At 69.7% G+C, this 12866-nt stretch carries 13 protein-coding genes; 7 read left to right on the top strand and 6 right to left on the bottom strand.

Annotation, left to right across the window (positions count from 1 at the left end; all coding sequences use genetic code 11):
• Nucleotides 1-52: 52 nt before the first annotated feature.
• Nucleotides 53-661 (bottom strand): DUF308 domain-containing protein, encoded by a 609-nt coding sequence (locus ABEA43_RS56990; RefSeq protein WP_345575897.1) that lies wholly within the window; start codon nucleotides 659-661, stop codon nucleotides 53-55.
• 106 nt (nucleotides 662-767) lie between these two features.
• Between ABEA43_RS56990 and ABEA43_RS56995 the strand changes: the two genes are divergently transcribed.
• Entirely contained in the window at nucleotides 768-983 is a 216-nt protein-coding gene (locus ABEA43_RS56995) for a hypothetical protein (protein ID WP_345575900.1), read from the top strand.
• A 60-nt stretch (nucleotides 984-1043) separates the two neighbouring features.
• Here ABEA43_RS56995 and ABEA43_RS57000 read toward each other — a convergent pair whose 3' ends face one another.
• Together ABEA43_RS57000 and ABEA43_RS57005 are read right to left on the bottom strand one after the other, a co-directional pair.
• Nucleotides 1044-2528 (bottom strand): MFS transporter, encoded by a 1485-nt coding sequence (locus tag ABEA43_RS57000; protein ID WP_345575903.1) that lies wholly within the window; start codon nucleotides 2526-2528, stop codon nucleotides 1044-1046.
• Nucleotides 2525-5302 carry a cation-translocating P-type ATPase gene (locus ABEA43_RS57005; protein ID WP_345575905.1) on the bottom strand — a complete coding sequence of 926 codons (2778 nt, stop codon included), beginning with the start codon at nucleotides 5300-5302 and terminating at the stop codon, nucleotides 2525-2527. The genes ABEA43_RS57000 and ABEA43_RS57005 overlap by 4 nt, the downstream gene beginning before the upstream one ends.
• Nucleotides 5303-5445: 143 nt before the next feature.
• Here ABEA43_RS57005 and ABEA43_RS57010 point away from each other — a divergent pair, with 143 nt between their 5' ends.
• From ABEA43_RS57010 to ABEA43_RS57030, 5 genes are all read left to right on the top strand, one after another.
• Nucleotides 5446-5952, top strand: a complete 507-nt coding sequence (locus ABEA43_RS57010) for a hypothetical protein (RefSeq protein WP_345575907.1) — start codon at nucleotides 5446-5448, stop codon at nucleotides 5950-5952.
• Nucleotides 5953-6156: 204 nt separating this feature from the next.
• A complete protein-coding gene (locus ABEA43_RS57015; RefSeq protein WP_345575909.1) occupies nucleotides 6157-7563 on the top strand; it encodes an APC family permease in 1407 nt (468 codons plus the stop codon).
• Between the two features lie 43 nt (nucleotides 7564-7606).
• A complete protein-coding gene (locus ABEA43_RS57020) occupies nucleotides 7607-8836 on the top strand; it encodes an arginine deiminase (RefSeq protein WP_345575912.1) in 1230 nt (409 codons plus the stop codon).
• A gap of 9 nt (nucleotides 8837-8845) precedes the next feature.
• Nucleotides 8846-9847: an ornithine carbamoyltransferase gene (argF, locus tag ABEA43_RS57025; RefSeq protein ID WP_345575914.1), complete on the top strand. Its 1002-nt coding sequence runs from the start codon at nucleotides 8846-8848 to the stop codon at nucleotides 9845-9847.
• Between the two features lie 12 nt (nucleotides 9848-9859).
• Complete coding sequence (locus ABEA43_RS57030; protein ID WP_345575916.1) at nucleotides 9860-10819, top strand: carbamate kinase; 960 nt, start codon at nucleotides 9860-9862, stop codon at nucleotides 10817-10819.
• Nucleotides 10820-10878: 59 nt separating this feature from the next.
• Here ABEA43_RS57030 and ABEA43_RS57035 read toward each other — a convergent pair whose 3' ends face one another.
• A complete protein-coding gene (locus ABEA43_RS57035) occupies nucleotides 10879-11343 on the bottom strand; it encodes a DUF7144 family membrane protein (RefSeq protein ID WP_345575919.1) in 465 nt (154 codons plus the stop codon).
• A gap of 185 nt (nucleotides 11344-11528) precedes the next feature.
• On the opposite strand from ABEA43_RS57035, the gene ABEA43_RS57040 reads away from it, so the two are divergent.
• Nucleotides 11529-11825: a hypothetical protein gene (locus ABEA43_RS57040; RefSeq protein WP_345575922.1), complete on the top strand. Its 297-nt coding sequence runs from the start codon at nucleotides 11529-11531 to the stop codon at nucleotides 11823-11825.
• A gap of 58 nt (nucleotides 11826-11883) precedes the next feature.
• Here ABEA43_RS57040 and ABEA43_RS57045 read toward each other — a convergent pair whose 3' ends face one another.
• Nucleotides 11884-12315 carry a DUF7144 family membrane protein gene (locus ABEA43_RS57045; RefSeq protein ID WP_345575924.1) on the bottom strand — a complete coding sequence of 144 codons (432 nt, stop codon included), beginning with the start codon at nucleotides 12313-12315 and terminating at the stop codon, nucleotides 11884-11886.
• An 11-nt stretch (nucleotides 12316-12326) separates the two neighbouring features.
• Nucleotides 12327-12845: a hypothetical protein gene (locus tag ABEA43_RS57050; RefSeq protein ID WP_345575926.1), complete on the bottom strand. Its 519-nt coding sequence runs from the start codon at nucleotides 12843-12845 to the stop codon at nucleotides 12327-12329.
• Nucleotides 12846-12866 lie beyond the last annotated feature (21 nt).

Consider the following 12866-nt stretch of genomic DNA (forward strand, 5'->3'; position numbering starts at 1 on the left):
GCGGCGGGATGGACGCGTGATCTCAGAAAACCGTGCGCATCCCCTGGAGACCTCACCCGTCCTGGGGGAGTCTCCGCCGGCCCCCGGAGACGAGAACGGTGAGCCCGCCCCACGCCATCAGCCACAGGCCCGCGAACACGGCCGACGCGGCCGGAGGAGGCGTCGGCACGACGAGCACGGCGATCCCCGCCAGCGCCGCGAGGACGCCGATGACCGCCTCCGGCACGCGCTCCGCGCAGGACGGGCCGGCCAGGAGACTCACGAGGTCGATGATCCCGGTCAGGGTCCAGGCCAGGCCCAGCATGACGGCGAGGACCTCGATCGTGCGGAGGTCGCCGCGCAGCGCGAGCCCGCCCACGCAGATCAGCAGCCCGCCCAGCAGCGCGAACAGCAGCCGCGCCTCCGCGCTCGTGTCACGCGAGACGATCGACCGCGCCAGGTCGAACGTCCCCGAGACGAGCAGCTGGATCCCGGCCAGCGCGACGAGGGCGTCCACCGTGATCCGCGGCCAGGCCGTCACGAACACCCCGGCGAGCAGCGCGGCCAGCCCTTTCATGGCGGTGACGCGCCGCCCCGCGACGCCGGCCGGTTCGGCGCCGCCTGACCTGCGACGTGACGTCCCGGACGAGGGACGCGGTCTACGGGATGCGGGGCGGGGCATGGGGATCTCCTCCTGTCCTGCCGACGGTGCGGAGCTTCATCCCTTGCGGGTGATATCAGGACGACCACGCGGACGAATACTTCCCACAGCAGAGAGGGGACGTGTGATGGGACTGCTCATCGAACTACTCGTGGTGGCCGCCGCGTGCTGGTGGCTCTACCGATGTGTCGTCAACCCCTGGCGGACGCGGCGCAGTGGCGCCGTCGTCTCCGGTGAGCACGACGCCGGGGTTTGGGTGAACCCCGTGCGGTGGGCCCAGATCGTCGCCGAACTGGAGGGGGACCCCGAGGCCCGCGACCGCGGGAAGGGCAACACGCGCTGATGCGGTCCGGGCCTGAGTGGCCCGGACCGGTGCGGCCCGGACTGGCGCGGGCCGCACGTTTCAGCCTGCCGCGGGACGCTCCTCCTGGGCGCGCTCGCGGGGCAGGAACATCGCCGCGGCCAGCCCGAGCAGCGCGAACACCACCAGCATGACGAGGGCGACGGTGAACGGCGCGCCCTCAGGCCGGCTCGCCGCCGCCACCAGCGCCGATCCCGCCAGCGCCGTGCCCAGCGACGAGCCCAGGTTCGACACGCTGCGCGACAGGCCGGATATGTCGTCCTGCTCCTCGTCCGGGAAGGCCGACTGCACGAGGTTGACCGAGGCGGTGAGCATGGTCCCGATGCCCAGCCCCATCATCAGCAGGCCGGGCACGAAGGCGATGATCGAATTCGTCTCCCTGGCCAGCAGCAGCAGGCACACCATGCCGAGCGCCATGGCGAGGAAACCCACCCGGATCATCCGCCGCTGCGGATGCCTGCTCGCGAACCTCTCCGCGGCCGCCGAGGAGGCGAGGATCCCGATCGTCGCCGGGGTGAGCATCAGGCCCGTCTGGATCGCGTTGTAGTGCCAGGCCTGCTGCAGGAAGACGGAGACGACGAAGAAGGACCCCTGCATCGTGAGCCACTGGACGTTCTGCGTCACCAGGCCGAGGTTGGCCGTGCGGCTGCGGAACAGGGACAGGGACATCAGGGGCGTCTTGCCCGCCCGCTCCCTGGAGCGCACGTGCAGGAAGAACCAGATCAGGATCCCCGTGCCGAGGGCGGCGAACAGCCACACGGGTGACAACCCGCCCTGGGGGAGCACCACGGTGCCACCGATCACGAAGTCCGCGCGCGAGGCGAGCCAGCCGTACGTCCCTGACTGCAGGATGCCGAACACGACGAAGAACAGCCCCGCTGCCGACAGGATCGCGCCGGCGGTGTCGAACGCCGGCCTGGGCCGTACCGGTGGCGTGCTGGGGACCCTGCTCCGGGAGAGCACGATGATCCACACGACGACCAGGACCTGCACGATGAAGGAGGCGCGCCAGCCGACGCTGCTGGTGATGAAGCCACCGAGGAGCGGGCCCGCCGCCGCGCCGAGCCCGGCGGCGCCGCTGACGATGCCGAAGTACTTGGCGCGGGATCTGACGTCGGTGAACGCCACGGTGATCAGGATGTAGATCGGCGGGATCAGCAGGGCCGATCCGATGCCTTCGAGCAGCGAGTAGCCGACGATCAGCAGGCCCAGCCCCTGGGACAGCGAGGCCAGCAGGGCGCCGGTCCCGTACACGATCAGTCCCGCGACGAAGCAGACCTTGCGGCCCAGGATGTCGGTCAGCTTGCTGCCGGCGACCATCAGTGAGGCCATCGTCAGCGTGAACAGGGTGATCGTGGTCTGGATGCCGCCCACCGACGTGCCGAGATCCTCGGCGATGGTGGTGATGGCGACGTTCATGTTCGTCGCCGCGTAGCTGGCGATGAACTGCGCGAGCGCCAGCGGGAAGACCATCGCCTTGGCCGCCGCCGAGATGCGTGCGGCCGTCGAGTCGCTTGCCTCCGTCATACGGTGCTCCTCACCGCGGCCACGGCCGTGGCCGGCGCCGTCGCGGACGCCGCCCGCTCGCGCCGCCGCAGCAGGGCCTTCTGTATCTCGGAGATGGGGATGATGAGTGCTCCCACCGCCAGGCAGACGAGCCACTGGCCGAGGTTCATGTCCACGGTGCCCAGCAGCTTGTGGAAGAACTCGAAGCCGCCGGCCAGGATGATCGCGACCACGGACAGGCCGGACCAGATGAGGAACGGCCGGTCAGGTGGCCCGGCGAAGTCGAACATCGACCGCGACGGGTCACGCACGGTGATCGCGAAGAACACGCTGAACAGGGAGAACGTGGTCAGCGCCATCGTCCTGGCGAGCTGGTCGTCGTAGGCCGACTCCGCCCACCAGCTCACCCCGAGCGTGGCGATCCCGAGCACGACCCCCGCGGAGCCGAGCCAGACGAACAGGCCGCGGTCGAGGATCTGCTCGTCCGCGCGGCGTGGCCGGCGTTGCATGAGGCCCTGTGCCGCCGCGCCGTAGCCGAGCCCGATGGCCAGGCAGATGTGCACGGTGAAGTTCGTCCAGAGGGTCTGCAGCGGCTGCAACGGCACGCCGCCGAGGATGTTGAGTATCCCGGCTCCGAGGAAGGTGACGATGAAGCCGGTCAGCACGCCGATCTGGAACTTGATGTACTTCTTCAGGTTGTCGTACAGCGCCCGGCCCAGCTCGACGGCCTTGACGATGGTGGAGAAGTCGTCGTCGGTCAGGATCATCGAGGCGGCCTCCTTGGACACCTCGGTGCCGGTGATCCCCATGGCGATGCCGATGTCGGCCCGCTTGAGCGCCGGGGCGTCGTTCACCCCGTCGCCGGTCATGGCCACGATGTGGCCCTTCGCGCGCAGGATGTCGACCAGGCGCACCTTGTGCTCGGGGGCGACCCTGGCGATGACGCCGATGTCGTCGATCTCGCGCAGCGCGGTGTCGTCGTCCATGCCCGCGAAGGCCGCGCCCGTGATCGCCCGGCCGGGGATGCCGAGCTGCGCCGCGATGGACTGCGCGGTCACCGCGTGGTCGCCGGTGATCATGCGGACCTGGATGCCCGCCTCGCGGGCCTTGGCGATCGCGGCCTTGGCCTGGGGCCGCGGCGGGTCCACGATCCCGACCAGTGTCAGCAGGACCAGCCCGTCCACGTGCGCGATCAGGTCGCCGTCGAGGCTGATCGCGTTGGGGTCGAAGTCCCTGCGGGCCGTGCCCAGCACCCGCAGACCCTGCTCGGCCAGCCGCTGGTTCTCCTCCAGATAGCGGGCGCGGAACTCCTCGGTGAGCGGCAGGGGGCCGAACCCCGAGTCGAGCACCGAGTCCGAGCGGGCGAGCAACTGGTCCGGCGCGCCCTTGACCAGGCAGCGGATCACGTCTGCGCCGCGTTCGTCCCGCATGCGGTGGAAGGTCGCCATCAGCTTGTACGAGGCGTCGAAGGGCACCTCGGCCAGGCGCGGATAGGTCTGCCGGGTGACCTGGGGATCCAGGCCGCCCTTCGCCGCCAGGACGACCAGGGCGCCCTCCGTCGGGTCGCCGATCAGGTGGCCGTCGGTCACCTGGGCGTCGGCGGTCAGCACCATCGGCAGCAGGAACGGCTCCAGCGGCACGTCGGGCTGGCCCGCGACCCGCATGATCTGTCCTTCGGCCGAGTACCCGGTGCCCGAGACCGTGTACCGGCGGCCGGGCAGCGTCATCTCGACCGCGGTCATCTGGTTCAGCGTGAGCGTCCCGGTCTTGTCGGAGTTGATGGCCGAGGTGCAGCCCAGCGTCTCGGTGGAGCGCAGCCGCTTGACGATGGCGTTGGACTTGGCGAGCAGCGTCGTGCCCATCGACAGGATGGTCGTCACGACGGCGGGCAGCCCGGTGGGGATGGCCGCGACGGCGAAGGCGATCGAGGCCGTGAAGACCGCGGCGAAGTCGTTGCCGCGCGCCAGGTTGATCAGCAACGAGACGATGAGCGCGCCGCCCGAGATCATCAGGATCTGGTTGGTCAGCTTGGAGAGCTGCCGGGTCAGCGGGGTCTCGGTGTCCTCCTGCGTCTGCAGCATGCCGGAGATGTGGCCCACCTCCGTGTTCATGCCGGTCGCGGTCACCACCAGCTCGCCCGAGCCGCGGGTGACGTCCGTGTTCATGAACGCCATCGTGACCCGGTCCCCGAGATCGGCGCCGGGCCCGAGCAGGGCGCCGGCGTCCTTGCTGACGGGAGTGCTCTCCCCGGTCAGCGCGGACTCGCCGATCTCCAGGGTCGCCGACCTGATGATGCGCCCGTCGGCCGGGATCAGGTCGCCGGCCTCGACGGCCACCACGTCCCCGGGGACGAGCTCCTCGGCCGCGACCTCCGCCAGGGTTCCGTCCCTGCGGACCCTGGCCTTCACGATCATCATCTTCTGCAGCGCGGTGACGGCGGCCGCCGCCTTGCCCTCCTGGTGCAGCCCGAGGAAGGCGTTCAGCAGGGTCAGGGCGATCAGCAGGATGGCCGTGCCGTACTGCTTGAGTGGGAAGAAGCTGGCGACGCCCGCGATCAGCAGGACGATCTGCATCGCGTCCGCGTACTGGCGGGCGAAGGCACGCCAGGCCGGCTCTCGTTTGCTTTCCGCGAACCGGTTGGGGCCGTACTGCCGTCTCCGCGCCTCCACCTCTTCGCCGCTGAGGCCGTGTCCGGCGGCCACGCCCAAGATCTTCAGCGCTTCGGAAACCGGGAGCGCCGAGAAATCGGCCGGTTCTGGGGCGTCCACGTTCTGGCTCGCCGAGGACGTTGTCATCGATGCCTCCCCATGCCGCTGGGCCTGCTGTGCGCACTGGCGTCGAGTCTGCGGCGCGCCACCTCGCCGGGCGTCACCCGGCAGGGGTGAAGCCGGGCACTGGGGCCGCGGCGAGGGTGCGATGAGAGGACCTGGAGGATCCCTTGGACGACGCCCTGAACGACGCCCTGGACGATGAAGCGCGCGTGGACTACACGGGGGCGGTCTACGGATCCCTGCTGGCCGCCTCCGTCGTCGCCGGCACCAGTCCGGCCAAGGACCCGCCCGCGGGATTCGTGCTCAGTGTCCTGATCGTGGCCACCGGGCTGGTGTTCTGGCTCGCGCACGTCTACGCCCGGCTGGTCGGCGAGCGCAGGAAGCGCGAGCTGCTGACCTGGCGGCAGGTGCGGCGGGTCGGCACGCACGAGCGGCCGCTGGCCGAGGCGGCGCTGCCGCCGGCGCTCGCCGCCATGGCGGGCTGGGCCGTGGGCCTCCCTCCGGGGGCGACGGCGTGGCTCGCGCTGGTGACCGCGCTGGCCGGTCAGGTGGTCTGGGCCGCCGTCGCCGGCGCCAAGGCCGGGATCGGGACGCGGCTCGTCGTCTTCGCGGCCGTGGGGAACCTGCTCATCGGATCGATCATCGTCGCGCTCAAGGTGGCGCTCGCGCACTGACGGCAGGTGGCGCTCGCGCACTGACGGCAGGTGGCGCTCGCGCACTGACGGCAGGTGGCGCCGGCGCACTGACGGCAGGTGGTGCTGCCGTCAGTGACGATCCGCCGGGTCTCTCACCCGCCCGGGGTGAGGTCGATCCGCCGCTCGTCACAGGAAGGTTCGAGTGGCGATGACCGCCGGTCCGGTGCTCGGAGGGAGAGGTCCATGGCTGAGACCGAGGCGACGGAGACCGTCCCCCGTCCGGAGGCGCGGACCGCCTTCAGCCTGCCGCAGGCCACGGCGCTGATCCTGGGCAGCATCATCGGGGTCGGCATCTTCAACCTGCCGTACTCGCTGGCCGCGTTCGGCCCCATCAGCATCATCGCGATGGCGGTGACCACGGTCGGCGCGCTGGCGCTGGCCCTGATGTTCGCCGCCCTGTCCCGCCGGCTGCCCGCCGACGGCGGCCCGTACGCCTACGCGCGGGCCGCGTTCGGCAACCGGGCCGGGTTCGCCAACGCCTGGAGCTACTGGATCACCGCCTGGGCGGGCAACGCCGCGATCGTCACCGGCTGGGTCTACTACGTCGAGCACTTCGTCAACAAGAGCGGCGTGACCGGCTGGTCCATCGTGATCGCGCTGGCCGGCCTCTGGATCCCGGCCGCGATCAACCTGTCCGGCGTGAAGAACATCGGCGCCGTGCAGCTCTACACCACGATCATCAAGTTCGTGCCGCTGGCGATCATGTCGACCGTCGGGCTGGCGTTCATCAGCACGTCCAACTTCCAGCCGTGGAACGTCAGCGGCCAGAGCGACCTGAAGGCCATCGCGGGCGCGATGGCCATCTGCCTGTTCAGCTACCTCGGGGTGGAGACCGCCGCGGTGGCCGCCGCCAAGGTGCGTGACCCCGAGCGGAACATCCCGCGCGCCACCATCTTCGGCACGCTGGCCAGCGCCGTGGTCTACCTGCTCTCCCTGATCGCCGTCTTCGGCACCGTCCCCACGCAGCTGCTCGGCGAGGAGGCGAACAAGGCGTCGTACTCGGTGGCCGCCAACGCCATGGCGGGCAGCGGCTCGTGGGCCGGCGACCTGGTGGCGCTCGCGGTGATCGTCTCCGGGTTCGGCGCGCTGAACGGCTGGATCATGATCTGCGCCGAGATGCCGCTCGCCGCGTCCCGCGACGGGCTGTTCCCCGGTGTGTTCGGCAAGATCTCCAAGCGCGGGGTGCCCGCCATCGGGATCATCGCCTCGACCGCGCTCGCCTCGATCGCCATGGCCGTCAGCTTCATGGGGGCCAGCGGGGCCACCGTGTTCAACACGTTGATCCTGATGACGGGGATAACCTCCGCCATCCCGTACGCGTTCTCCGCGCTGGCGCAGATCAAGTGGCGCTGGCGAGACCACAGGACCGTCCACACGCCGCGGCTCGTCCGCGACCTGACGGTGTCCGTGGCGGCCCTGATCTTCTCCGCGCTGTTCATCTGGTACTCGCGCAACACCGGCGAGACGGACTGGTTCCTCGTCTGGGGGCCGTTCCTCATGGCCGCGGTGGCGCTCCTCGTGGGGGTCCCGGTCTACCTGCGGATGCGTGACCGCATGACCAGCCCGCCGCCGGTCCCGCCGTACCACTGACTTCCGCCATCACCGAACCCCATCACCAGAGGAGAAGAAGGTCATGCCCTTTCACGTCGATTCCGAGATCGGCAGGCTCCGGCAAGTGATCCTGCACCGGCCGGGGCTCGAGCTCAGCAGGCTCAGCCCGGCCAACGTGGACGAGTTGCTGTTCGACGACATCCTGTGGGGCAAGCGGGCCCGCGAGGAGCACGACGCCTTCGCGCAGGTCCTGCGCGACCGCGGCGTCGTCGTGCACTACTTCGGCAAGCTGCTCGCCGAGGTGCTCGACATCCCCGCCGCCCGCGACTGGGTGCTCGAACGGGTGCTCTCCGACGACACCGTCGGGCCCACGCTCGTCGGGCCGCTGCGCGGGCTCGCCCACGAAGTGGCCAGCGACCGGCTCTCCGAGCTGCTGATCGGCGGTGTGCTCAAGGCGGAGCTGAGCCGCATCAGCACCAGCAGCCTGCGCTGGGAGCTCATGAACGCCGACGACTTCCTGCTGGCGCCGCTGCCCAACCACCTGTTCCAGCGCGACAACTCCGCCTGGATCTACAACGGCGTCAGCATCAACCCCATGGCCAAGCAGGCCAGGACCCGGGAATCGGTGCACAGCGCCGCGATCTACCGCTTCCACCCGATGTTCCAGGGCCAGGACTTCACGATCTGGTACGGCGGCGACGACGTGGGCCACCAGCCCGCGACCCTCGAAGGCGGCGACATCCACGTCCTGGGCAACGGCGCCGTGCTGGTCGGGCTGGGGGAGCGCAGCACCGCCATGGGCATCGAGAACCTCGCCCGCTCCCTGTTCGCCGGCGGCGGCGCCACCAAGGTGATCGCCGTCGAGCTGCCGCACTCACGGGCGATGATGCACCTCGACACCGTCATGACGATGATCGACGCGTCGACGTTCGTCATGTACCCGTACCTGGACCTGCCCCTGCGCTCGTGGACCGTGCTGCCGTCGCGGGACCAGGCCCGCCCCGGCGGGCTGGAGATCGTCCGCAACGAGAGTCTCATCGACACCATCGCCGAGACGCTGGGCGTGGACCACATGACCGTGCTGCGGACCGACGAGGACCTGCGCGCCGCCCAGCACGAGCAGTGGGACGACGGCACCAACTTCCTCGCCGTCGAGCCCGGCGTCATCGTCGGCTACGAGCGCAACGTCGCCACGAACACCAACCTGCGCAAGCACGGAATCGAAGTGATCACCATCGCGGGCAGCGAGCTCGGAAGAGGTCGCGGCGGACCGCGCTGCATGTCCTGCCCGATCGAACGCGACCCCGTCTGAGGAGCTGACATGACCTACAACCTGCACGCCCGGAACTTCCTCAAGGAGCTGGACTTCTCCCCGTCCGAGTGGAAGTACCTGCTGGAGCTGTCCGCGAGCCTGAAGAAGGCGAAGTACGCGGGGTTGGAGCGACCCCGGCTCACCGGCAGGAACGTCGCGCTCATCTTCGAGAAGACCTCCACCCGCACCCGGTGCGCGTTCGAGGTGGCCGCCCACGACCAGGGCGCGCACGTCACGTACCTCGACCCGGACGGGTCGCAGCTCGGGCACAAGGAGTCGGTGGAGGACACCGCGCGGGTGCTCGGCCGGATGTTCGACGGCATCGAGTATCGGGGCTCCAAGCAGGAGCACGTCGAGACGCTGGGCCGGCTGGCCGGTGTCCCGGTGTGGAACGGCCTGACCGACGAATGGCACCCGACGCAGACGCTCTGCGACATGCTGACCATGCGCGAGCACAGCAACAAGCGCGACCAGGACATCACGTTCGCCTACTGCGGCGACGCGCGCAACAACATGGGCAACTCCCTGCTGGTGGCGGGCGCCATGATGGGGATGGACGTCCGGATGGTCGCCCCGCGCCCGCTCTGGAACCACGATGACGTGATCAAGCAGGCGCAGCACGTCGCCGAGCGGACCGGCGCCCTGATCAGCCACACGGAGGACGTCGCCGAGGGCGTGGCCGGCGCCGACTTCGTCTACACCGACGTCTGGGTCTCCATGGGCGAGCCCAAGGAGGTGTGGGACGAGCGCATCGAGCAGTTGCGCCCCTACCAGGTGAACATGGACATGATCCGGGCGACGGGCAATCCGCAGGTCCGGTTCATGCACTGCCTGCCCGCCTTCCACGACCGCAGGACCAAGGTCGGGGCGGACCTCTTCGCGCGGACCGGGATGTCCGCGCTGGAGGTCACCGACGAGATCTTCGAGTCGCACCACTCGATCGTCTTCGACCAGGCCGAGAACCGGCTGCACACGATCAAGGCCATCATGCTGGCCACCATGGGCGCCTGAGGGGAGACGGCCATGCGCATCGTCGCGGCTCTGGGCGGCAACGCCCTGCTCGAACGCGGCCAGCGGCCCGACGCCGCTCTGCAGCAGGCGAACGCGGTCCTCGCGGTCCGCGCCCTCGCCCCGCTGGCGGAGCGGCACGAGGTCGTCATCACCCACGGCAACGGCCCGCAGGTGGGCCTGCTCGCCCTGGAGAGCGCCGCAGACACGAGCCTGACCGTCCCGTACCCGTTCGACGTCCTCGGCGCGCAGACCCAGGGCATGATCGGTTACTGGCTCCTCCAGACCCTCCAGAACGCCCTGCCCGGCCGCCAGGTCGTGGCGCTGATCAACCAGACCCTGGTCTCGGCCGCCGACCCCGCCTTCGACAAGCCTGCCAAGTTCATCGGGCCCGTCTACGGCGAGCGGACGGCGCAGAAGCTCGGGGAGACCCACGGCTGGAGCTTCAGCCGCGACGGTGAGCACTGGCGCAGGGTGGTGCCCTCGCCCGAGCCGCTGCGCGTCGTGGAGACCCGGGCGATCCGCCAGCTCCTGGAGTCGGGGGCGGTGGTGGTGTGCGCGGGCGGCGGCGGGGTCCCGGTCGTCCGTGACGAGGTGGGCAAGCTGGCCGGCGTCGAGGCCGTCATCGACAAGGATCTCGCCACCGCCAAGCTGGCCGAGGCGCTGGAGGCCGACGCGCTCCTGCTGCTGACCGACGTGCCCGCCGTACAGCGCGGGTACGGCACCCCGGCGCCGGAGAACATCGCCAGGACCACCCCCGCCCTGTTGCGGGCGGAGAAGTTCCCGGCCGGCTCGATGGGGCCGAAGGTGGAGGCGGTCTGCAGGTTCGTCGAGGTCACCGGTGATCTGGGGGCCATCGGAGCGCTCGCGGACGCCGAGGCGATGATCGACGGTGCCGCCGGCACCCTCGTGACGCCCGGCGGCGACTACGGGGGCCGCGGCGACCTCGGGCCCGCTTCCTGGACGGCCCAATAGAACGCTGATCGGCGCGAGGTCCTGAGGCGGATACCGCCTCAGGACCTCGCGCCGATTTTCTAGTAGTACATCCCGTAACCGTAACCGCCGTCGTCGTCTATCGCGCCTTTGCGATAGAGGCACAGAGCCCAGATCACGGCCACGTCCATCGCGATCATGAGTAGTGCCCACAGCGGGTAGTAGGGCATGAAGACGAACTGGACGACGGCGTTCAGCACCGCGAACCCGATGCCGATGATCCGCGCCCACAGGTGGCCCGTGAACACGAAGCATCCGGCGACCGCCGCCAGCGTGCCGAGGACCAGGTGGATCCAGCCCCACGTCGTGACGTCGAAGTTGTAGACGTAACTGCGGGTGACCACGAAGAACTGGTCCTGCAGGATGGCAGCCAGGCCCTCGAACGCCTGGAACATGCCGATCATCACCATCATCGTCGCGGCGAAGACCGCACCGCCCACGGCCCAGCCGCTGACGGGCTTCTTCTCCACCGACGCGCTACGGCTTGCGGAAACCTGCTCTGACATCGCACCTCCTCTTGGTACGGCCGGCCACGAAATACACCAGAAGGCTCACGTAGCCCGGTTGCCCGCACATCACCCACCGCGGATGAGTTCGCCCGCCGGGCCCTTCGCCCGGGACGGGTGAGGCGCCCGCGGTGGCGAGCGCGGTTTCGTAAAGGACCGCACAGGTCCTAGTAAGGAGGACGGTCATGGGGTGCCTGCTCGTAGTGATGGTCGCGGCGTTTCCCCGCTTCACGTTGCTCATTCTCTGGCTGGCCAGGCCTAACCTGGTCGACGCCGTGTTCGGCACGTGGATCGTGCCGCTCATCGGCCTGCTGCTGCTTCCGTTCGCAACGCTCATGTACATCCTCCTCTACGTCCCCGGCGTGGGCGTCACCGCCGGAGGGTGGGTATGGGTGGCCCTGGGCGCGCTGATCGACGTCGCCCACTGGGTGAGCGGCGGGCTCAGGCAGCAGCGCGTGACCACCGCGTGGCGTGCTTACTGACCGGCGCCCGGAACGCCGGCAGGTCCCCCTCTCGGGGTGGACCTGCCGGCCCGGCAGGCTAGTCCTCGCGCATGCCCGCCTCCCGGGCCTCCTGCTTGCCGTACACGCAGAGGGTCCAGATCACGAACACGTCGAAGGCGATGATCAGCATGGCCCAGAACGGGGAGTAGGGGATGAAGAAGAAGTTCGCGATCGTGCTCAGCACGGCCGCGGCTATCCCGACGATCCTCGCCCAGAGCTGGGCCAGGATGACGCCCCAGCCGGCGATGCCGATCACGATGCCGAGGACCAGGTGGATCCAGCCCCAGGCGGTCACGTCGATCACGTACACGTAGTCGTGGGTGGGGACGTAGTACTGGTCCTCGATGATGGCCGCGATGCCCTGCAGGGCCTGGAAGAACCCCACGGTGACCATCATGATGGCGGCGAAGAGCGCCGCGCCCACGACCCAGCTTCCCGTCCGTCCTGTCGAGTAGGCCTTGTTCGCCATGTGACGCCTCCTTACTCGGGCGACTTCTTGAGTTGGTGCTCCGCGGCCAGCGCCGCGCCGGTCGCGACGAAGTCGGCGGGGTGGATCCACGCGTCGGTCACCGCTTTGCCGCCCGCCTTGGCGATGGCATCGCGCAAGGGGAGCGCCCAGCGGTGCTCCAGCAGGGCGATGGCGGCGGCGGCTCCCGCGGGCACCGAATCCGCGACCTCCCAGCGCTCCTCGTCGTCGAACACGCCGCCGCCGAGGATCGCGGCACCGGCTTCCGCGCCCTTCTTGATCCCTTCCTCGCCTTCCGCGCCGAACCCGACCAGCGACCCGACGACCACGCCGAACTCGTGCAACTCCTCCTTCGTCAGGTCGCTCGTCTCGAGCGTGGACAGCTCGCCGTGCTCGTCCTTGCGGACGACCAGCATGTCGACGAGCCGGACGATGTCGTGCTCCCGCAGCCGGCGCAGCTCGTTGAGAACCTCGCCGGTGAAGTGCGGCTCGTCGAACACGACCACCAGCATCTGCAGCGGACCGAATTCCACGTCCGGGCACCTCCTCGTGTG

Source organism: Nonomuraea rosea, from assembly GCF_039539705.1.
Lineage (GTDB): Bacteria > Actinomycetota > Actinomycetes > Streptosporangiales > Streptosporangiaceae > Nonomuraea > Nonomuraea rosea.